Genomic DNA, 19,876 nt, shown 5'->3' with positions numbered 1-19,876 from the left:
TGATGGCCCGACGCGTCCCGTGGCGCGGGTGCGGAGATCGACGGCAGGGGGTAGCACGATGACCGCTCGGATCGAGCTGGGTGTGCAGGGACCGGGCTGGGAGGACGTGCTGCTGCGCGACGGCACGATCGCCCGCATGCGTGATGCGGTGGCAGGGGACCGGGACCGGTTGGTCCGGCTGCACGATGCGTGCTCCGAGGGCGATCGCGGCGAGCCGTTCTTCCACGTCGGCCACCACGACGGAGTGCACTTCGTGGATTCCCTGCTGCCACGGCTCACCAGCGACGAGGCGTTCGGGAAGCTGGCGACCGTCGACGGTGACGTCGTCGGGCTGGCGACCGCCATGAAGACGGGACGCGACGAGGAGGCCGAGCTGGACCTGGTCGTTGCCGAAGGGTATGCCCAACGCGGCGTGGCCACCCTGCTGCTCGAGCATCTCGCCGTCGCGGCGGCCGGCTCCGGGGTGACCGACTTCGTGGCGTACGTGATGGCTGACAATGCCGCTGCGTTCGACGTCATTCGGAACTCCGGGTTCGAGATCACCTCGATTCCGCATGAGGAGACCGTCGAGCTGCGTTTCCCCGTGCGGCTCACCGATCGGGTGCTCGAGGCGATGATCTCACGTGAGCAGCGGGCAGACGCCGATTCTCTACGCGCGTTGCTGCGGCCGCGCTCCGTGGCCGTGATCGGGGCGAGCCGGCGTGTGGACCGGGCGGGGCACCAGGTCGTGCGCAACCTGCTGCGTGCCGGGTTCACCGGCACCATCCACCCCATCAACCCGCACAGTGACTACCTGCTCGGGCTCGGCTGTCGCTCCTCGATACGCGAGGTGGCACCGGTGGATCTGGCGATCGTCGCGGTGCCGGCCGCTCAGGTGCTGGAGGTCGTGCGGGACTGTGCCGACAGCGGCGTACGGAATCTGGTGATCCTTGCCAGCGGCTTCGCCGAGGAGGGCCCGGAGGGACGACGGCTCCAGGACGAGGTCCTTGTGGTGGCCCGGAGGGCGGGCATGCGGCTGGTGGGCCCCAACTGTCTCGGCATCGCCAACACCGACCCCGACGTGCGCCTGAACGCCACGTTCTCGCCGACGAGCGTGGCTCACGGACGAGTGGCGATGATGGCGCAGTCCGGTGCGGTGGGCATCGCCGCGCTGCAACGGGCCCACGAGCTCGGTGTCGGACTGTCGGCCTTCATCTCCTCGGGGAACAAGGCCGACGTCAGCGCCAACGACCTGCTCATGTACGCCGCCGAGGACGATGCCAGCGACGTGGTCGCGCTCTACCTGGAGTCGTTCGGCAACCCACGCAAGTTCTCTCGGGTGGCGAGGCGGCTTGCGGTACGCAAGCCGGTCGTCGCCCTGGTGGGCGGCAGCAGCCGGACCGGTCGGCAGGCGGCCGTCGGTCACACTGCGGCGGCGGTGACGTCCACGTCCGGGGTGGAAGCACTATTCCGGCAGTGCGGTGTGATCGGTGTGGAAGGCCTCGAGCAGCTGCTGCAGACGACCAGCGTGCTGGCCAACCAGCCGCTGCCCGGCGGCCGTCGGGTGGGGATCGTCAGCAACGCCGGCGGTCCGGGCATCCTGGCCGCTGATGCCTGCGAGCGCGCCGGTCTGCAGCTGACGACGCTGAGTGCCGAGACGATGGCCAGGATCCGCGAGACGGTGCCCGACGCGTCGTCGGTGCAGATGCCGGTCGACCTCGGGTCAGGAGTCACTGGAGAGGCCTACTCCGAGGTGGTCTCGACGATCGCCCGCAGCGGCGAGGTCGACATGCTGATCGTGCTGCGCACGGCGTTGCCCGCGCTCTCGTACGCATCCTTTGCCCGTGCGCTGCGCACAGCGTTGCGCCGCGCACCGGGGGATGCCACCGTTCCGGTCGCCACCGTGGCCGTCGTGCTCGACCAGCGGGGTCCGATTCGCCCGATCACTGCCGGGAGCCACCATGTGCCCGTCTTCGCGTTCCCTGAGGACGCAGCGCGTGCGCTCGGCCCGATCGCCACCTACGCAGAGTGGCGGGCCGAGCCACGCCAAGTCGTCGCCGATGCGGCGCCCGGCAGCCGGGCGGCGGCTCGTGACGTGATCACCAGGACGTCTTCGGTGGCGCCGGAAGGAGGCCGGCTGGCGGAGCCCGACGTGCGGCAGCTGCTCGCCGCGTACGGGATCGAGGTCTTGCCGAGCGTGCTCGCCGCCGATGCGGAGGCGGCCGTCGAGGCCGCTGGATGGCTGGGGTACCCGGTCGCGGTCAAGATCGCCGATCCCGACATCGTGCACCGCACCGATGTGGGCGGTGTGCGCGTCGGTCTGAAGGGTTCCGACGAGGTGCGCTCCGCTGCGCAGGAGCTGCTCGGCACCCCGACCGAGCACCCGGGCCTTCTCGTCCAGCGCCAGGTCCCCGAAGGGGTTGAGCTGATCGCCGGCGTCACCCAGGACGAGGTCTTCGGGCCGCTGGTCATGGTGGGGTACGGCGGCACGTACACCGAGCTGATCGACGACCGCAGCTTCCGGCTCACGCCACTCAGCCGTGCCGATGCCGCCGCAGCGCTCGCCGAGCTTCGCACCGCGCCGCTGCTCTCCGGCTACCGCGGCGCTCCCCGGTTGGACGCGGCCGCCGTCGAGCACCTCCTGGTCTGCCTCGGTCGCCTCGCCGACGATGTTCCGGAGGTTGCCGAGATCGACCTCAACCCGGTGATCGTGCACGAGCGTGGCGTCTCGGTCGTCGACGCGAAGGTGCGGTTGCGCCCGCTTCCGCAGGCACCCGACCCCGACCTCAGGAACATGCGCCCGCCCGCGGGGGAGGGTTCCTGATGGCGACGATGCGGGGGTGGCGTACGGCAGGTGACGGGCGCCTGTCGGTCGCCGAGCTCACGGTGCCCGAACCGGCTTCGGGCGAGGTCCTCATCGGAGTGGAGGCGTGCGGCGTGTGCCGGACGGACCTCCATGTCGTCGATGGCGATCTTCCCGCCCGCCGGAGTCCGGTCGTGCCGGGGCACGAGATCGTGGGCCGGGTGCTGGCTGGCTTCGATCATGAGATCGACGGTCCCCGTGTCGGTACACGGGTCGGTGTGCCGTGGTTGCGCTCGACCTGCGGGCGCTGCCGATGGTGTCGAGCCGGCGCCGAGAACCTCTGTGAGCGGTCGCGCTACACCGGGTGGGACGCCGACGGTGGCTACGCCGAGTACGCCGTCGCGCCCGCCTCATACACCTATCGGATCCCGGACTCGCTGGAACCGCTCCAGGCGGCGCCGCTGCTGTGCGCGGGGATCATCGGATACCGCGCGCTACGGCGCGCGGCGCTCCCGCCGGGAGGTCGCCTGGGCCTCTACGGGTTCGGCGCGAGCGCCCACCTGACCGCGCAGATCGCGATCCGCCAAGGCGCGGAGGTGCACGTCGTCACGCGCGGAGAAGCGGCACGCCGGCTCGCGCTCGACCTCGGGGCTGCCTCCGCGGTCGAGCCCGGCAGAGCCGTACCGCCACTCGACTCGGCGATCGTGTTCGCACCCTCCGGTGAGGTCGTACGCGACGCGCTCGCCGATCTCGGCGCCTCCGGAACCTGCGCGGTCGCAGGCATCCACGTCTCCGACATCCCGCCGCTGGACTATCAGCGCCATCTCTTCCGGGAGCGCACGCTCACCAGCGTCACCTCCAACACGAGGGCCGACGGGGTCGAGCTGTTGAGGCTCGCCGGCCGGCTGGGTATCCACGCCGAGGTCACGCCGTACGCCATGAGCGAGGCCGACCGGGCGCTCGCCGACCTCGCCGAGGACCGCGTCCGGGGCGTCGCGGTGCTCGACATGACCAGATGAAGCGAGGCCGCGCCATGCCGTATGGAGACCTGCGTGAGACACATTCGGGCCTGGTGGTGTTCGTGGGGGAGACCGCGTACAAGCTGAAGAAGCCGGTCGACCTCGGCTTCCTGGACTTTCGTGAGCCGGCGGTTCGCCGCCAGGTCTGCAGGCGGGAGCTGGAGCTCAACCGCCGGCTGGCGCCGGACGTGTACGTCGGTCTGACCGAGCTTCCGCTTGCCGACGGCTCCACCGAGCCCGCCGTCGTGATGCGGCGCATGCCCGACGACAGGCGCCTCGCCACCCTTGCCTGGCAAGGACAGGACGTCTCCGACGAGGTGCGCCGTGTCGCTCGGGTCATGGCCGCGTTCCACGCCCGTGCCGATCGGGGCGCCGAGATCGCGGCCGAGGGCAGCACGCCGGCGCTGCGCTCACGCTGGCGGCACAACCTGGAGGAGGTCGCCCGCTTCCTGGACACGCTTCTCGACGGGACCCTCATCGACGAGGTGGAGCGGCTCAGCGGCCGCTACCTGGACGGACGGGAGGCGCTGTTCGACGAGCGGATCCGCACCGGGCGAGTCGTCGACGGCCATGGAGATCTCCTCGCTGATGACATCTTCTGCCTGCCCGACGGACCTCGCATCCTCGACTGCCTCGAGTTCGACGACCGCCTGCGTCGTCTCGACGTGCTCGACGACATCGCATGCCTGGCGATGGACCTCGAACGGCTGGCGGCGCCCCAGGCCGCGGTCGAGCTGATGGCCGCCTACCGCGAGTTCAGCGCGGACACCTTCCCCGCCTCGTTGGCACATCACTACATCGCGTACCGCGCGTTCATGCGGGCCAAGGTCACCGCGCTGCGCACCGAACAGGCTCAGGCGACGCAGCGGGTCGCCGAGGAAGCCGCCGAAGCCGTACGTCTCGCCGAGCTCGCGCGCGACCACCTGCGCCGCGGAGAGGTCAGGCTCATCGCCGTCGGAGGAGCTCCGGGAACGGGCAAGTCCACCTTGGCCGGTGCAGTTGCCGACCGGCTCGACATGGTCTTGCTCAGCAGCGACCGGCTGCGGAAGGAGCTTGCCGGCATCGATCCGATGGTTCACGCCGCAGCTGGGTGGCAGGAGGGCATCTACAGCCCCGCGTGGACGAGGCGAACCTACGCCGAGCTGCTCGACCGCGCGACGGCGCTGCTTGCCCGCGGCGAGTCCGTCGTGCTCGATGCGTCCTGGACGGACCCGGCACATCGGGTTCTCGTGGAGTATGTCGCGAACACGACGTACAGCGACCTCACGATCCTGCGCTGCACGGTCGCCCCCGAGGTGGCCGCCGCCCGGATCGCCACGCGCGACAGCATCTCGGATGCCGACGAGACGGTGGCGGCCCACATGAGTCGAGCCGAGCCAGCTTGGCCAGGAGCCGTCACGATCGACACCAGCGGCACCGCTGCCGCAAGCGCGGAGGCGGCGATCAGGACGCTGAGCCTGCGGACGGGCGCCCGCCGCTGACGGTGTGGTCGATGCGGGCCGCGTGGAGGCGGGCGTGGGTGATGGCTTCGGGGGTGGTGGCGAAGAGGTGTCGCTCGTGGGCGAGCCGCTCGTAGACGCCGAGCTCGGTGAGCACCCGAGCATGTGCGGGGTGCACCCCGGAGAGCAGGACGGTGATCCCGCGACGTTCGAGGCGCCCGATGGTGTCGGCCAGGACGTGCGCGCCGGTGGCGTCGATATGGGTCACGTGGGACATCCTCAGGATCACCACTCGCACGCGACTGACCTCGGCGAGCTCGAGCAGGAAGTCGTGGGCCGCGGCGAAGAACAGCGGCCCGTCGATGCGGTAGGCGACGATGTGGTGGTCGAGCAGGTCGCGTTCCTCGTCGCGATGGTCGAGATCGTCCAACGGTGTCTGCTCGAGCCGCGCGGTCCGAGCGGTCTGCTGCAGGGCGAAGAACCCGGCGACCACCAAGCCGATGATGACGGCCAGCACGAGATCGAGGACGACGGTCGCCGCGGCGGTGAGGATCATGGTCGCGGCATCGCCGCGCGTGGAACGGATCAACGCGCCCAGGCTCGAGACCCGGATCATCTGCACGGCGGTGGCGAGCAGGACGCCCGCCAGGGCGGCCAGCGGGATCTCACCGACCCAGCGGGCCGCGAGGAGGACCACGCCGAGCAGCAGGACGGCATGCACGAGCGCGGCCAGGCGCGAGGTGGCCCCGGCGCGTACGTTGACGGCGGTACGTGCGATCGCCGCGGTCGCCGGGATGCCGCCGAACAGTGGACTGGCGATGTTGGCCAGCCCCTGGCCGAAAAGCTCACGGTCGGGGTCGTGACGCTGCCCGACGCTCATCGCGTCCGCCACGGTTGCCGAGAGCAGGCTCTCGAGCGCGCCGAGCGCGGTGACCGCGACTGCAGCGACCATCAGCGTGTCCAGGTCGCCCCACGGCACGTCCGGCACGTGCGGCGCGGGCAGGCCCGACGGGATGTGGCCGATGGTGGACAGGCCGATGTTCAGCCACGCGTTGGCGGCGGTGACCGCGCCCACCAGCAGGAGGGCGGCCGGCAGCCCGGGGCGCAACCTGGCGACCGTGAGGATCCCCAACGCAACCCCGAGGCCGGCGGCGGGTGCGGCCCAGCCGGGGTCGGCCGCCCACGCGGACACAGCGTCTCCTGCGAGGCTGAGGATCTTCTCGGCGTGCACCTCGACGCCGAGGACCGCCGGGAGCTGCTGCAGAGCGATGATGATCGCGATTCCGGCCGTGAATCCCTCCACCACGGAGACCGGGACGAAGCGGATCGCGCGGCCCGCACCGGTGACGGAGAGGACCAGCAGGAACACCCCCGCGAGGAGGCCGACCACCAGCACTCCGTCGGTGCCGTGGACGGCGACGATCGGGATCAGCACCACGGTCATCGCGCCGGTGGGCCCACTGACCTGTAAGTGGCTGCCACCGAAGACGGCGGCCACCGCCCCGGCGACGATCGCGGTCACGATCCCCGCGCCCGCACCGACACCGGAGCTGACACCGAACCCGAGCGCGAGCGGTAGCGCGACCAGCGCGACCATCACGCCGGCCAGCAGGTCGCGGCCGACCCGACCCTTGGTCCAGTCCTCGCGGCGCGGGCGCAGGGCCTCGAAACGGGAGAAGACCCCTGCCGCGCCGGCCCGGCCCGAGCCCATCAGGGATGACATCACTCGGGTGTGATCATCAGTTCGTCCTCGAACTCGCTGCGTGTCTCGGCCAGGCCCGCCAGGATCTTGCGGGCTGAGAGCAGGAGGTCGCGGACCTCGGGGACGCTGATGGAGTACACGACCTCGCCGGCGCGGCGCTGGGAGACGACCAGCGAGGTGCGTCGCAGCACCGATAGCTGCTGGGACAGGTTGCTGGGCTCGATCGCGATCCGTTCCAGCAGTTCGTGCACGGCGTGGTCGCGCTCGGCGAGAAGCTCCAGGATCCGGATCCGGGCCGGGTGGCCGAGGGTGCGGAAGAACTCGGCCTTGGCCTGGTAGAGCGGGACGCCCATCGAGCCCTCCTCGGGATCGGAACTGGAATGCAGCCATATTACACGACTTGAAAACATCTTCATGTTGTGGTTTCTGCATCGCCGACCAAGTGCCTTTCGGCCCAGGACATTCAGCACTCGGTTCCCGGTGGCCATCTGAGGTGCAGTGGAGGTCAGGTGCCGGCCACGTCTCGAGCCGGTCGAAACTCCGCCAGCCCGAAAGAGAGCATCAACATGAAGGCAGCAGTCGTCATCGGCTTCGACCAGCCCCTGGAGCTCCAGGAGCGCCCCATCCCCGAGCCGGGTCGCGGGCAGGTTCTCGTACGTCTCGAGGCCTGCGGGCTCTGTCACACCGACATCCACGCCGCCCACGGCGACTGGCCGGTCAAGCCCACGCCTCCGTTCGTCCCCGGCCATGAAGGGGTCGGCACCGTCACCGCCGTCGGCGCGGGCGTCACCCACCGTGCGATCGGCGACCGCGTCGCGATCGCCTGGCTCGGCCACGCATGCGGCCGCTGCGACCACTGCATCAACGGCTGGGAGACGCTCTGCGAGGAGCAGCAGAACAGCGGCTACTCGGTGGACGGCGCCTTCGCCGAGTACGCGGTGGCAGACGCGGACTATGTCGTGGCCGTCCCCGAGGCGGTGTCGTCGTTCGACGCGGCACCGCTGACCTGCGCCGGGGTGACGACGTACAAGGCGATCAAGGTCGCCCAGGTCACGCCGGGGGAGAGGGTCGCCATCTTCGGGATCGGCGGTCTTGGTCACCTCGCCGTGCAGTACGCCCGCCTGGTCGGCGCCGAGGTCATCGCGGTCGACCTGACGGAGGAGAAGCTCGAGCTCGCCCGCGAGCTGGGCGCCGACCACACGGTCAACGCGGCCACCACCGATCCCGTGCAGGCGATCGCGGACCTCGGCGGCGCCGATGTCGCGGTCGCGCTCGCGGTCACCCCCAAGTCGTTCGAGCAGGCGTTCGCGTCGCTGCGCCGCGGGGGCCGGCTGGTCTGCGTCGCACTGCCGCCCGAGATCGAGGGCCCGATGCACCTGCCGATCTTCCAGACCGTGCTCTTCGGCATCAGTGTCATCGGCTCCATCGTCGGCACCCGCGAAGACCTCGCCGAGGTCTTCCGCCTCCATGCGCTGGGACGCACCCGTGTCATCGCGGAGTCGCGCAAGCTCGAGGAGGTCAACGAGTCGATCGACGACGTCCTGCAAGGGCGGACCGCAGCACGGCTGGTCTTCGAGCTCTGACGTCGGACGCTCAGATCGCCCTACCCGACGTCGCCGCCGGTATCTGCGGACGTGTCGACGGAAGGTCGTTGGTGAACGCGGCGAGGTCTTCGCCGGAGAACACCGAGGTGCCCGGTGTGGCAATCATGGCCGCGCTGCAGGCGAGGCCGAGCCGGGTTGCCCGGGAGAGCTCCCAGCCGTGCACGAGCCCGGCGATGATCCCGGCGACGAGGGCGTCGCCGGCACCGACGCCGCTGACGACATCGCCCGCGACGGCTGGGAGAAGCTCCGCACCGGCCGGGGTCACCAGGGCGGCTCCCAGATGGCCGCGAGAGAGCACGACCGCGCCCGCATCCGTCGCCAGGAGCAGCTCTCGCGCGCCGGCCAGCTGCTCGTCGAGAGTGTCCAGCCTGCGCCCGAGGTGGTCCCCGAGCTCGCGCACGCTCGGCTTGAGCAAGAAGGTCCCATGCGCTTGCGCGAGGGCATCGCCGGAAGTGTCGAGGACCAGCCGCGCGCCGATCGAGTCGGCCTGGCTCCTCACCCAGGAGACGACGTCGGCGGAGGCGCCGGGCGGCAGGCTGCCGCTCAGCACGACGTACGCCGCCTGGTGCCCCCGTTGGCGTACGACCTCGAAGCAGCGGTGCAGGTCGGTGGCGGAGAGCTCGGTTCCGGGCAAGACGAAGCGATACTCCAGTCCCGTGCTGAGGTCGGTCACGTGGTGGCTGAGGCGGGTCTCGCCGGGGACCTCGATCGCCTCGAAGGGGAGCTCCTCGGCCTCCAGCAGCTCCGTCAGCGCCTGACCGATGTGACCGGCCACGGGAAAGACCGCCAGTGTCGGAATCCGGAGCACGTGCAGCACCCGGGCAACGTTGATGCCTCCGCCGCCAGGGTCGATCCGAGGGCTACTGCCCCGCATCTTGCTACCTGGGATCAGCCTCGGCACGGAGAAGGAGTCGTCCAGTGCCGGGTTCAGGGTGATGGTCACGACGTCCGGTGAGGCGAGCATCGTGGACTCCCTTCCAGAACCGTTGGCTTCCCAGGCAACCACCCCCTGCTCGACGGGACAGGTGGCGGAGGTCCCGGCACAGGTGACCAAGGTCTCGTGAGCTCCGGCTCGACCGGCACAAGACTGAGGATCAGGCGCCGCACGGGCGCCCACGGACTCATGGAGGACAGATGAGGACCATCATCAAGCGCCCGACATCCGGGGCGCCATCGAGCACAACCGGAGCTGATCAGTGAGTTCCCAGACTTCCTCCGAGGTGGAGCGCCACGCCGGCACGGTGTGGGCGGTGGACGTGTTCCTCGACAGCGAGGACGGCACCGTGCACGCCGAGGCGAAGCTCCACGCCAGCGGCCGAGAGGCCTTGGTCGGCACCGGGGACGCGGGTCTGTGCCCCGGTCAGGACCTGGCCGTGGGGGAGACGCTCGCCGCCAGTCGCGCCCTCGAGCAGCTTGCAGTCAGCCTGCTCGGCGACGCACGTCAACTGGTGGAGGGGCCGGGGCCGGAGGCGAGCGAGGAGCCCGAACGACGCATCCGCGCGCGGCGTTCCGTACCGAGGATGCTCGTCGGGATCGATCGGCCGCTCGGCCTCACCTCAGCCGCCCAGTGGTCGCTGACACATGCGGCGGCGAGCGGTCTCGGGATCGAGCTGTGTCACGTCGTCGACGATGCCGGTCCGGCGTGGGAACGTACGCTACGTGGCTCGGTCTCCGACGCGACGGACGAGATGGCAGATCTGGTCGAGGAGGTACGCCAGGATCACCCGGGCGTGAACGTCGCGTCCTCGGTCCTGGTCGGCTCGGAGAGCGCCCTGCTCGCCCGGTCGCTGGGCAGCGTGATGGTTGTCGTCGGCCGTGCCGACGAGGAGAGCGACGACCGCTCCTATGTGGGGGCGACGGCGATCACGATCGCACAGAACGCGTGGGTGCCGGTCGTGGCCGTGCCATCCGGCTGGTCGCCCCCAGCCACCGGGAGCCCCGTGGTCGTGGCGATCGACGCGCTCGAGCCGCACGTGGAGGCGGTGGAGTTCGCCCTGGCCTACGCGCACGAGCAGAGCCTCCCGCTCGTCGCTGTCTCGGTCTGGCAGCCAGGTGTGGCGCCGGGCACGCGCATGCTCCTCGAAAGCGGGGAGGAGTGGATGGAGCGCATCGCCGACGGCCAGGATGCGGCGGTGACCCCGCTACGGGCGCTCTACCAAGACGTCCCGGTGACACAGCGCACTCCGACCGGCCCTCCGGTGGAGGTCATCCTCGGCTTGGCCGAGAACGCATCGCTGCTGGTGGTGGGCAGACCCGGCCACGGTAGGCACTGGCGGATGCCGCTGGGGTCGGTGAGCCGGCGGCTGCTGCATCGTGCCACCGTCCCGGTCGCGGTCGTCCCGACCGGCTGGCACGCCTCTGCCGGTGCAGCGCCCGGTCCATCGGCGACCTGATCGAGCACCAGGTCACGACGAGGCGGCGCTCTCGTGGTGGAGGACGTCGTCGAGGGCACGCCGCGGGGTCGGCGGCAGCGACCGGTGGTGGCGCTGCGGCCAGCCGATGCGTACCAGCACCTGCGGGCAGGAGTTGTCGCCGAGCAGGTCGTGCTGCAATGTACGCCGGGTGGAGCCGACCTCGATCGGCTGCGTGTACGGCACCAGGGCCAGCCCTGAGGTGGTGCACGAGAGCCACATCGCGTCCAGTGCCTCCCCGGCGCGAAGCCAGGAGACCGGATCGTCCGACGCGGTCGCCAGGACCAGCCACTCCTCGGCCGACGGCCCGGCGTCGTCGTGGTCCTCGGTGAGGGTGCCGCTCGGGAAACGGGTGTACGAGGCCGGGTCGGCGTCGGGGGCGAGGAGGCTCGACTCCGGGACGCCCTCTTCGCTGCTTCCGCGCGTCCAGGAGTAGAGCTCGGCCAGGTAGGCCTCGTCGGTGGTCTGATGGGCACGGGACGTTTCCAGGGCGGCCAGGACGACCGGTCGCAGGTTGTCGGAGACCACGGACGCCACGACGCCGTAGTCGAGGACGAGCCCGGAGAGGTGCTCGAGTCGCTGGCGTGGCACCGGCCAGGACGAGACCTGCCGTCGGTCGGTGTGCCGCTGCTCGAGGGCGGCGACCCTGGTGAGGTCCTCGACGTCGGGATCTCGGGGCGTGAACGTCACCACGGCGAGGAGATCGGTACGGCCGCCATCGGGAACGCGGTGCACGCTGCACTCCCAGCCCATCCCGGCAGCTGCCACGACGAGCTCGTGCAGTGCGGCGCCGCAGCTCAACACGAGGTCGCGCTCGTTCGGGTCGGCGTGGAGGAGCTTGCGATGCGGGTCGGCCCGCAGCAGCAACATGGTGTCGCGTACGACCCATGCCCAGGGCTGGGTGTTGTGGACCGATGGCGCACGGCAGGCCAGCTCCACGATCGCACGCAAGGTGGTCTCGTTGGGGAGCGTCGACATCTCAGGCCACCTGCCGCTTCAGCTGGTGGCCGAGGTTCGCGGCCCAGTCGCTGGCGCGTGCCTCTTCGTCGCGGGCGAGGGGTCCCACGGTTGCGGCGACGTAGAAGCTGGTCGCCGGGGGTACGTCGTAGCCGCGGCGGCGCAGCAGATGGGCCACGTGCCGGGCGGCGGAGCCCGGGAGGTGGCGCATCGCTCGCGCCCGGGTGTCGAAGGTGGCGATTCGCACCGACTCCGGCTCCGCATCCGTCAGATCCTCGAGCCACTCCCGGACGCCGCGGGCCTCGACCTCGGCCGGAGCGCCCTGAAGCACGGCGTCGGCGCGCGTGCTGGGCCTGCTCAGCCCGAGCGCGTGCGTCGGTGCCCCGATCACGACCAGGTCGTGGTCGCGGAGCAGGTCATCGCCGGCAAGTGCCACCGGGATCACCTTGACCTTGACGCCGGCGGTCCGGAGTCCGTTGGCGACCGCGGTGGCGATCGTGGCGGTGTTGCCGAACATCGACTCGTACACGATTGCTGCTCGCATCTGGCTCACGTCCTTCCTCAGGCGCCGCGCCCTCCGCGGTCCTGCCAGTGTCACCACCTTCCGGCCGCATCGGCCCGCGCGGGCAGTGGCGCACGTCCCCGACCCGAGGACCTTGGTCCGATGCCGCCGGGCCGCATTGCGCGGAGGGTGGAGACATGAACTCATTCGATTCCCCGGTCGTGCTGGAGGGACGCCTCGACTCCGGGATCAGCCGCGCGCTGTGGCTGGTCAAGTGGCTGTTGCTGATCCCGCACTACGTCATCCTGCTCTTTCTCTGGATCGCCTTCGCCGTACTCACCGTGATCGCCTGGTTCGCCATCCTGTTCACCGGTCGCTACCCGCGAGGGATCTTCGACTTCAACCTCGGCGTGCTGCGCTGGACCTGGCGGGTGGACTACTACGGCTACGCCGCGCTCGGCACCGACGCCTATCCGCCGTTCACGCTCGAGGACGTGCCCGACTACCCGGCCCGCCTCCACATCGCCTATCCCGAGCAGCTCTCTCGCGGCCTGGTGCTGGTGAAGTCGTGGTTACTGGCGATCCCGCACCTGATGATCCTCGCCTTCTTCCTGGGCAGCGGCCTGTACGCGACCCAGGGGACCGACGCGATCGCCTGGTCCTGGGGGAGCGGGATCGTCGGACTGTTGGTCCTCTTCGCCGGCGTGGTGATGCTGTTCGGGCGTCGCTACCCACAGGGCATCTTCGACCTGGTCCTCGGTATCGACCGGTGGGCGGTTCGGGTCGCGGCGTACGTCTTCCTGATGACCGACACCTATCCGCCGTTCCGGCTCGACCAGGGTGGGAGCGATCCTGCCGGTCTGGTCCCGCCGGAGCCGTCGATGCCGTCGGGTGAGTCGGTGGCGCCCGAGCCCGAGCCCAGCCCCGTCGGAACGGGTCAGCAGTGAGCGCGAGCTACCGACGGACGCGGGTGCGTCTAGGGACCTTGGTCCTCGGCCTGCGGGCACGACGCGCATTGGCAGGGGCCATCCTCGGTCGTAGATTGAACAGGTGACCGAATCAGCAGGGCTGGAGAACACAGCAGAGCCCATCAGGGTCTTCCTGCTCGATGACCACGAGGTGATCCGCCGCGGGATCAAGGACCTCCTCGAGGACGAGGACGACATCATCGTCGTGGGCGAGTCGGGCCTCGCCGAGGAGGCTCGGCGCCGGATCCCGGCACTGCGGCCCCATGTCGCGATCCTCGATGGCCGGCTCCCGGACGGGTCCGGCATCGACGTGTGCCGCGACGTACGCTCTGTCGACCCCAGCATCGCCGCGCTGATCCTCACCTCGTTCGACGACGACGACGCGCTGTTCTCCGCGATCATGGCCGGCGCATCCGGCTACCTGCTCAAGCAGGTGCGCAGCGCCGACCTCGTCGAGACCGTTCGCCAGGTCGCCGCGGGCAAGTCGATGCTGGACCCCGCGGTCACCGCACAGGTCCTCGAGCGGATCCGCAGCGGTCCGAAGACCAACTCGGCCTTCGAGCACCTGACCGATCACGAGCGCCGGATCCTGGAGCTCATCGGTGAGGGGCTGACGAACCGCCAGATCGGCAAGGAGATGCACCTCGCGGAGAAGACGGTCAAGAACTACGTCTCCTCCCTGCTCGCGAAGTTGGGCCTGGAGAGCCGCACCCAAGCTGCGATTCTGGTGACCAGGACCTTGCAAGGGGGATAGGTTGGGGGCGTACCACTCATCCGATGGGGAGGGTCGATGTGGGACGCACACCGCCCCGACAGCGTCGTGGATCGAGTTCCACGACCGAAGTAGCGACAGTTCACGGTGCACCGTTCGACGAGCTGCTGACCGAAGTGCTCGACAGGGTCACCGATGCTCGAGACGAGCAGGTGCGGTGGCGGTTGCTGCTCGACGCCATCGTCACGATGGGGGCCGGGCTCTCCATCGACGATCTGCTGGACCGGATCGTCAAGGTCGCAGGGGCACTGGCCGGCGCGAAGTACGCAGCGCTCGGAGTCCTTGCCAGCGGCGGCGAGCGCCGGCTGCGCCTGTTCATCACCCACGGGCTCAGCGTGGAGGACCAGATCCTGATCGGCGACCTGCCGAGCGGACACGGCGTGCTCGGCCTGCTGATCGACCACCCGGAGCCGCTCCGGCTGCCTGAGATCACTGCGCATCGGTCGTCCTACGGGTTCCCCGCGAATCATCCGCCGATGCACTCCTTCCTCGGCGTCCCCGTCCGCATCGGCGAGAAGGTGTTCGGCAACCTCTACCTCACCGAGAAGATCGACGGCGACGAGTTCACCGACCAGGACGAGGACATCGTGGTCGCCCTGGCCGCCGCCGCCGGCGTCGCGATCGAGAACGCCTTGCTGGCCGAGGAGGCTGCCCGCCGCAGCCGGTGGCTCGACGCCCGGGCCGAGATCACCAGTGCGCTGATGGGCGACATCGACCGCACCACCACCCTTCAGCTGGTGGCCGACCGGGCCCGCGAGATCTCCGGTGCCGACGTCTCCTGGATCGTGACCGGACCCACGGCCGAACGGCTGCGGGTGGAGGTGGTCTCCGGGACCGACATCGACGTCGAGGCCCTGAAGGACGCGCCGCTGCGCGAGTCGGTCGCCGGCCAGGCGATCGGCGTCGGCGCGCCGATGATGGTGGAGGACATCGCGACCGCCGCCGGTGGCGGAAGCGCGGCCGCCGTCATCGACCTGAGCGACATCGGGCCTGGCGTGCTCGTGCCGCTGGGACGTACCGACCCCTCCGAGGAGATGAACGCGGTGGGCGTGCTCGCGCTCGCCTGGCGCCGCGAGCACGCGGACCAGGCACAGGACGTGGATCTGGCCGTCGCCAACGCCTTCGCCGAGCAGGTCGCGCTGGCCATCCGGCTCGCGCAGAGCCGCGAGGAGCGCCAGCGCCTGGCCGTCTACGACGATCGCGACCGGATCGGACGCGACCTCCATGACATCGTGATCCAGCGGCTCTTCGTCATCGGCATGCGGCTGCAGGGCGGGCTCAACCTGGCCGAGAGCCCCAAGCTTCGCGCCCGCCTCGACAAGGCGGTGGATGACATCGACGACACCATCCGCGATCTCCGGCGAGCGGTCTTCGAGCTGGGCGCCCCCGAGCACAGCGGTGACATCCAGTCCCAGGTCACCGATGTGGTCAACCGGGCTGCGGAGTCGCTCAAGTTCCGTCCGGCGCTCATCTTCTCGGGTCCGGTCCGGCTCCGGTCCACGCCCGAGGTCACCCAGGACGTCCTCGCCGTCCTCGGCGAGGCACTGTCCAACACCGTGCGTCACGCGCATGCCAGCGAGGTGGAGGTCTCGCTCTCGGCAGGCGCCGACCTCCTGCTCCGGGTACGCGACGACGGAGTCGGGGTCCCTGCCGACGTGGTGGAGAGCGGGCTGGCCAACATGCGGCACCGTGCCGAGCTGAGAGGCGGCCGGTGCACCGTGGAGCCCGCCCAGCCGAAGGGCACCGTGGTGGAGTGGTCGGTGCCTCTCGGCTGAGTGCCCGTCGGCCGTCAGCTGGGGTTGTCGTAGACGAGGGCGGCCATCATCCCGGCCTCGGCGTGGTAGATGTTGTGGCAGTGGGCGGCCCAGTTGCCCGGGTTGTCGGCCTCGAGCTCGACGACCATCCGCTGCATGGGTGTGAGCAGGACGGTGTCTTTGCGCAGGCCGTTGGACAGCGCGAACGTGTGGCCGTGGAGATGCATGGGGTGGGTCATCATCGTCATGTTGGTCATCTGCACTGAGACACGCTTTCCGGGTTCGATCGCGATCGGCTCATTCTTGCCGTACGGCGCTCCGTTGATCGCCCATTCGTAGCTGCTCATCCGCCCGCTGAGAGCGAGATCGACGCTCTGGCCGATTTCCTTGTCCGGAAGGCGAGCAGCGGCGGCGGGCCGTAGATCGGAGCCGAGGAGCACCGGGCCGGTCAGCTCCCGGATCTCCGCCGCACGCGCCGGGGTGGGGATCGGGCCCGGGCCGGTGCGGACCACGGCGAGAGCGGCGCCATCCTTGCCGATCGGCGTGGCCACGAGCGGGAAGACGCCGTCGGCCAAGGTCACGACGACGTCGTATCGCTCACCCATGCCGATGTAGAAGGCGTCTGCCTCCCGCTCCTGGACGGCGAACCCGTCGGTGTGGGTGACGGTCATCCGGTGATCGCCCAACGCGACGGCGAAGATGGTGTCGGCCGCGGCGTTGATGACCCGGATCCGGACCCGCTGACCGGGCTTTGCTCGCAGCACGTCAGGCGCGGAGCCGACGCGACCGTTTATCAGAAAGTGCGGGTAGGTGACGTCGCCGGCGTCCCCGAACGGTGAGCCGCCACCCATACCAGCCATGCCGTCCATGCCACCCATGTGCATGCCGCCGGAGGACTGACCCGCCATGAGCTCCGCGAGCACCTCGTCGGGGGTCGTGCCCGTGCCGTCGATCCAGTCGTCGAGGACGACGATCCACTCCGCGTCGTAGGCGCCCGGCTCGTGGGGATCGTCGATGATGAGGGGTGCGTAGAGGCCACGGTCGAGCTGCACGCCGACATGCGGATGATAGAAGTACGTGCCGGGATCGGGCGCGATGAACTCGTACGTGAACTGCTGCCGGCTGGCCACGGCCTTCTGGGTGAGACCGGGTACGCCGTCGGCCGCGTTCTGCAGGGCGATCCCGTGCCAGTGGACGCTCGTCTCGACCGGCAGCTGGTTGTCGACGGTGATCCGCACCAGGTCGCCCGCCGTCGCCCGCACGAGAGGACCGGGCAGGACGTCGTCGTACGCCCAGGTGGACACGGTCGGGCCACCGAGGTCGAGGGTCGTCGGTCGTGCGGTGAGGGTCTTGGTGACCACGCTCCGGCCCGACCTCGGCTTCAGCGGCGTCGGCGTCGGAGTCGGCACGACGATCCCGCTCCCGGTGGTGTTGCCGGAGCAGGCCGCGAAGAGGCCTCCGCCCGCGACGGCCAGGCCGCCGCGCAGCAGGGTGCGCCTGGACACATTCATGTCGATGTCTTCTCTCGGTCTTCTCTTGTGGGGTCACGCAGGGGGCCGATGATCCAGCCGATCGCGCACGCGACCAGCGCCCACAGCCCGATCAGACCGATCAGGCCGAGGGCCATCCACAGCCACATGCCGCCCATCCCCATCATGAGTTCGATCGTGCCGGTCGGTTCTTGAGGTCTCCGGGAGTTTCCATGAAGGTTTGACGAAGGTTGGCGTCGCGAGCAGCGGATGGCTCGACCGGCGGTCTGCGTTGGGCGAGCATGGGGCCATGAGCAGCCACGAACACGGACCTGCCGCGGCCTCGGAGTGGACCTGCCCGATGCATCCCGAGATCCGGCGGCCCGGTCCGGGAGCGTGCCCGATCTGCGGGATGGCGCTGGAGCCGGTCACGGTGAGCCTGGACGACGCTCCGAGCGCGGAGCTGCGCGACTTGACCCGCCGGCTGTGGATCGGCGTCGTGCTCAGCGTGCCAGTGGTCGTGCTGGAGATGGGGAGCCACCTCATCTCGACCATCGGCGACCTGGTCCCGCCACAGACGTCCAACTGGATCCAGCTCGTGCTGGCCACCCCGGTGGTGCTGTGGTGCGGCTGGCCGTTCTTCGTACGTGGCTGGGCCTCGGTCCGCACCCGGAGCCTCAACATGTTCACCCTGATCGCGATGGGCACCGGCGTGGCATGGCTCTACAGCGTCGTCGCCACGGTCGCGCCCGGTATCTTCCCGGCCTCCTTCCGCAAGGACATGGGCGACGGGATGGCCAGCGGTGCGGTCGACGTGTACTTCGAAGCGGCGGCCGTCATCACCGTGCTGGTGCTGGTGGGGCAGGTGCTGGAGCTGCGGGCACGGGAGCAGACCTCCGGCGCCATCCGTGCTCTGCTCGACCTGGCGCCGAAGACCGCGCGCCGGGTGCGCGCCGACGGCACCGACGAGGAGATCGGGCTCGACGAGGTCCAGATCGGCGACCGGCTGCGGGTACGGCCGGGCGAGAAGGTCCCCGTGGACGGCGCGGTCCTCGAGGGTCGCTCGGCGTTGGACGAGTCGCTGGTGACCGGCGAGTCGATGCCAGTGACCAAGCAGGCCGGCGACGCGGTGATCGGCGGCACCATCAACACCACCGGTGCGCTGCTGATCGATGCCCAACGGGTCGGCACCGACACGGTGCTCGCGCGCATCGTCGCCCTGGTTGCCGAGGCCCAGCGCTCCCGTGCCCCGATCCAGCGCACCGCCGACCGGGTCGCCGGGATCTTCGTACCGGCGGTGATCGGGATCGCGCTGCTGGCGTTCGCGGTGTGGTTCCTGGTGGGACCCGACCCGAGGTTCGCGCACGGCATGATCGCAGCCGTCGCCGTCCTCATCATCGCCTGTCCCTGCGCGCTGGGGCTGGCCACGCCGATCAGCATCAAGGTGGGCGTCGGTCGTGGCGCCGAGCGCGGCGTACTCATCAAGAACGCCGAGGCGCTGGAGCGGATGGAGAAGGTCGAGGTCGTGGTGGTCGACAAGACCGGCACCCTTACCGAGGGCCGGCCGGCCGTCACCGCGGTCGAGGTCGCCGATCCGAGCGGTCCCTCGGTCGAGGAGCTGCTGCGTCTGGCCGCCGCGGTCGAGCGCGCCTCCGAGCATCCGCTGGCCCGCGCGATCGTCGAGGCCGCGCAGGCCCGCGAGCTGATCCTGCCGGAGGTGACCGACTTCGACTCGCCCGTTGGGCGCGGCGTCGTCGGAACCGTCGAAGGCCGCAGGATCCGGCTCGGCAGCTCAGAGTTCCTGGCCGGCGAGCACGTCGATGCCGGCTCGCTCGCCGAGCCGGCCGAGCAGCTCCGCGCCCAGGGCGCGACCGCGATCTTCCTCTCCGTCGACCAGAACGTGGCCGCCGTCCTGGCGATCGCGGATCCGGTCAAGGAGACCACGCCCGCCGCGGTGGCCGATCTCGCGAGCCAGGGTGTGGAGGTGGTGATGCTGACCGGCGACAACCGTACGACCGCCGAGGCTGTGGCCCGCACGCTGGGGATCGAGCACGTCGAGGCCGGTGTGCTCCCGGACCGCAAGGCCGAGGTCGTCCAACGCATCCAGGCCGAGGGCAAGGTCGTCGCGATGGCCGGCGACGGTGTCAACGACGCGCCGGCGCTGGCCGCCGCGGACGTCGGGCTGGCGATGAGCTCGGGCACCGACGTGGCTCTGGAGTCCGCCGGGGTCACCCTGCTCAACGGAGACCTGATGGGGATCGCCCGCGCCCGTCGCCTCTCCGCCAGGACCATGCGCAACATCCGGCAGAACCTGGTCTTCGCGTTCGTCTACAACGTCGCCGGGATCCCGATCGCGGCGGGCGTCCTCTACCCGTTCACGGGCCTGCTGCTTTCGCCGATCATCGCCGCGGCGGCGATGGCGCTCTCCTCGGTCAGCGTGATCACCAACGCGCTGCGTCTGCGTACCGAGCGCCTCGATTGAGACCACCGGACCACG

16 protein-coding genes are annotated in these 19,876 nt (G+C 70.2%); 9 read left to right on the top strand and 7 right to left on the bottom strand.

The genetic code is table 11. From position 1 onward, the window contains the following. Positions 1-58: 58 nt before the first annotated feature. The 3 genes from AB0F44_RS03015 to AB0F44_RS03005 are packed head-to-tail and all read left to right on the top strand — an operon-like array spanning position 59 to position 5,282. Positions 59-2,803: a GNAT family N-acetyltransferase gene (locus AB0F44_RS03015; RefSeq protein WP_357352504.1), complete on the top strand. Its 2,745-nt coding sequence runs from the start codon at positions 59-61 to the stop codon at positions 2,801-2,803. Continuing rightward, entirely contained in the window at positions 2,803-3,801 is a 999-nt protein-coding gene (locus AB0F44_RS03010; RefSeq protein ID WP_357352502.1) for a zinc-dependent alcohol dehydrogenase family protein, read from the top strand. Before AB0F44_RS03015 ends, AB0F44_RS03010 begins: the two co-directional genes overlap by 1 nt. A 14-nt stretch (positions 3,802-3,815) precedes the next feature. Beyond that, positions 3,816-5,282 carry an AAA family ATPase gene (locus AB0F44_RS03005; RefSeq protein WP_357352500.1) on the top strand — a complete coding sequence of 489 codons (1,467 nt, stop codon included), beginning with the start codon at positions 3,816-3,818 and terminating at the stop codon, positions 5,280-5,282. Here AB0F44_RS03005 and AB0F44_RS03000 read toward each other — a convergent pair. After that, on the bottom strand, positions 5,245-6,963 hold the full coding sequence (locus tag AB0F44_RS03000; RefSeq protein WP_357352498.1) for a SulP family inorganic anion transporter: 1,719 nt from the start codon (positions 6,961-6,963) through the stop codon (positions 5,245-5,247). The genes AB0F44_RS03005 and AB0F44_RS03000 overlap by 38 nt on opposite strands. Then, on the bottom strand, positions 6,963-7,295 hold the full coding sequence (locus AB0F44_RS02995) for a metalloregulator ArsR/SmtB family transcription factor (protein ID WP_357352496.1): 333 nt from the start codon (positions 7,293-7,295) through the stop codon (positions 6,963-6,965). Before AB0F44_RS02995 ends, AB0F44_RS03000 begins: the two co-directional genes overlap by 1 nt. 213 nt (positions 7,296-7,508) lie before the next feature. Between AB0F44_RS02995 and adhP the strand changes: the two genes are divergently transcribed. Beyond that, a complete protein-coding gene (adhP, locus tag AB0F44_RS02990; RefSeq protein ID WP_357352494.1) occupies positions 7,509-8,525 on the top strand; it encodes an alcohol dehydrogenase AdhP in 1,017 nt (338 codons plus the stop codon). 10 nt (positions 8,526-8,535) lie between these two features. Here the strand turns inward: adhP and AB0F44_RS02985 are convergent, their stop codons facing one another. Then, the gene (locus AB0F44_RS02985; RefSeq protein WP_357352492.1) at positions 8,536-9,510 is read right to left on the bottom strand and encodes a 1-phosphofructokinase family hexose kinase; all 975 of its coding nucleotides are present in this window, start codon (positions 9,508-9,510) and stop codon (positions 8,536-8,538) included. Positions 9,511-9,742: 232 nt separating this feature from the next. Between AB0F44_RS02985 and AB0F44_RS02980 the strand changes: the two genes are divergently transcribed. After that, complete coding sequence (locus AB0F44_RS02980) at positions 9,743-10,939, top strand: universal stress protein (protein ID WP_357352490.1); 1,197 nt, start codon at positions 9,743-9,745, stop codon at positions 10,937-10,939. 12 nt (positions 10,940-10,951) lie between these two features. On the opposite strand, the gene AB0F44_RS02975 is transcribed toward AB0F44_RS02980, so the two are convergent. Together AB0F44_RS02975 and AB0F44_RS02970 are read right to left on the bottom strand one after the other, a co-directional pair. Continuing rightward, positions 10,952-11,935: a hypothetical protein gene (locus AB0F44_RS02975; protein WP_357352488.1), complete on the bottom strand. Its 984-nt coding sequence runs from the start codon at positions 11,933-11,935 to the stop codon at positions 10,952-10,954. A 1-nt stretch (position 11,936) separates the two neighbouring features. Then, positions 11,937-12,458 carry a flavodoxin domain-containing protein gene (locus tag AB0F44_RS02970; protein WP_357352714.1) on the bottom strand — a complete coding sequence of 174 codons (522 nt, stop codon included), beginning with the start codon at positions 12,456-12,458 and terminating at the stop codon, positions 11,937-11,939. A gap of 155 nt (positions 12,459-12,613) precedes the next feature. On the opposite strand from AB0F44_RS02970, the gene AB0F44_RS02965 reads away from it, so the two are divergent. The 3 genes from AB0F44_RS02965 to AB0F44_RS02955 all read left to right on the top strand — a co-directional run bounded on the left by AB0F44_RS02965 (position 12,614) and on the right by AB0F44_RS02955 (position 15,931). Next, positions 12,614-13,363: a DUF4389 domain-containing protein gene (locus AB0F44_RS02965; RefSeq protein WP_357352486.1), complete on the top strand. Its 750-nt coding sequence runs from the start codon at positions 12,614-12,616 to the stop codon at positions 13,361-13,363. Positions 13,364-13,466: 103 nt separating this feature from the next. Further along, positions 13,467-14,138, top strand: a complete 672-nt coding sequence (locus AB0F44_RS02960) for a response regulator transcription factor (RefSeq protein WP_357352484.1) — start codon at positions 13,467-13,469, stop codon at positions 14,136-14,138. 134 nt (positions 14,139-14,272) lie between these two features. Continuing rightward, positions 14,273-15,931 (top strand): GAF domain-containing protein, encoded by a 1,659-nt coding sequence (locus tag AB0F44_RS02955; protein WP_357352482.1) that lies wholly within the window; start codon positions 14,273-14,275, stop codon positions 15,929-15,931. A gap of 14 nt (positions 15,932-15,945) precedes the next feature. On the opposite strand, the gene AB0F44_RS02950 is transcribed toward AB0F44_RS02955, so the two are convergent. Both AB0F44_RS02950 and AB0F44_RS02945 read right to left on the bottom strand, forming a co-directional pair. Then, positions 15,946-17,421, bottom strand: coding sequence for a multicopper oxidase family protein (locus AB0F44_RS02950; RefSeq protein ID WP_357352480.1), 1,476 nt, complete (start codon positions 17,419-17,421; stop codon positions 15,946-15,948). After that, positions 17,418-17,567, bottom strand: coding sequence for a hypothetical protein (locus tag AB0F44_RS02945; protein ID WP_357352478.1), 150 nt, complete (start codon positions 17,565-17,567; stop codon positions 17,418-17,420). The genes AB0F44_RS02950 and AB0F44_RS02945 overlap by 4 nt, the downstream gene beginning before the upstream one ends. Before the next feature lie 122 nt (positions 17,568-17,689). Between AB0F44_RS02945 and AB0F44_RS02940 the strand changes: the two genes are divergently transcribed. After that, positions 17,690-19,861: a copper-translocating P-type ATPase gene (locus tag AB0F44_RS02940; protein WP_357352476.1), complete on the top strand. Its 2,172-nt coding sequence runs from the start codon at positions 17,690-17,692 to the stop codon at positions 19,859-19,861. The last annotated feature ends 15 nt before the right edge of the window (positions 19,862-19,876 follow it).

Source organism: Nocardioides sp. NPDC023903, from assembly GCF_040639295.1.
Taxonomy (GTDB): Bacteria; Actinomycetota; Actinomycetes; order Propionibacteriales; family Nocardioidaceae; genus Nocardioides.
The sequence above is the reverse complement of the archived record's forward strand: the minus strand, read 5'-3'. Positions and strand labels throughout refer to the sequence as shown.

Coding starts and splice junctions, on each gene's coding strand:
- AB0F44_RS03015 (WP_357352504.1), top strand. CDS start 59: ATGACCGCTCGGATCGAGCTGGGTGTGCAGGGACCGGGCTGGGAGGAC.
- AB0F44_RS03010 (WP_357352502.1), top strand. CDS start 2,803: ATGGCGACGATGCGGGGGTGGCGTACGGCAGGTGACGGGCGCCTGTCG.
- AB0F44_RS03005 (WP_357352500.1), top strand. CDS start 3,816: ATGCCGTATGGAGACCTGCGTGAGACACATTCGGGCCTGGTGGTGTTC.
- AB0F44_RS03000 (WP_357352498.1), bottom strand. CDS start 6,963: ATGTCATCCCTGATGGGCTCGGGCCGGGCCGGCGCGGCAGGGGTCTTC.
- AB0F44_RS02995 (WP_357352496.1), bottom strand. CDS start 7,295: ATGGGCGTCCCGCTCTACCAGGCCAAGGCCGAGTTCTTCCGCACCCTC.
- adhP (WP_357352494.1), top strand. CDS start 7,509: ATGAAGGCAGCAGTCGTCATCGGCTTCGACCAGCCCCTGGAGCTCCAG.
- AB0F44_RS02985 (WP_357352492.1), bottom strand. CDS start 9,510: ATGCTCGCCTCACCGGACGTCGTGACCATCACCCTGAACCCGGCACTG.
- AB0F44_RS02975 (WP_357352488.1), bottom strand. CDS start 11,935: ATGTCGACGCTCCCCAACGAGACCACCTTGCGTGCGATCGTGGAGCTG.
- AB0F44_RS02970 (WP_357352714.1), bottom strand. CDS start 12,458: ATGCGAGCAGCAATCGTGTACGAGTCGATGTTCGGCAACACCGCCACG.
- AB0F44_RS02965 (WP_357352486.1), top strand. CDS start 12,614: ATGAACTCATTCGATTCCCCGGTCGTGCTGGAGGGACGCCTCGACTCC.
- AB0F44_RS02950 (WP_357352480.1), bottom strand. CDS start 17,421: ATGAATGTGTCCAGGCGCACCCTGCTGCGCGGCGGCCTGGCCGTCGCG.
- AB0F44_RS02945 (WP_357352478.1), bottom strand. CDS start 17,567: ATGATGGGGATGGGCGGCATGTGGCTGTGGATGGCCCTCGGCCTGATC.
- AB0F44_RS02940 (WP_357352476.1), top strand. CDS start 17,690: ATGAGCAGCCACGAACACGGACCTGCCGCGGCCTCGGAGTGGACCTGC.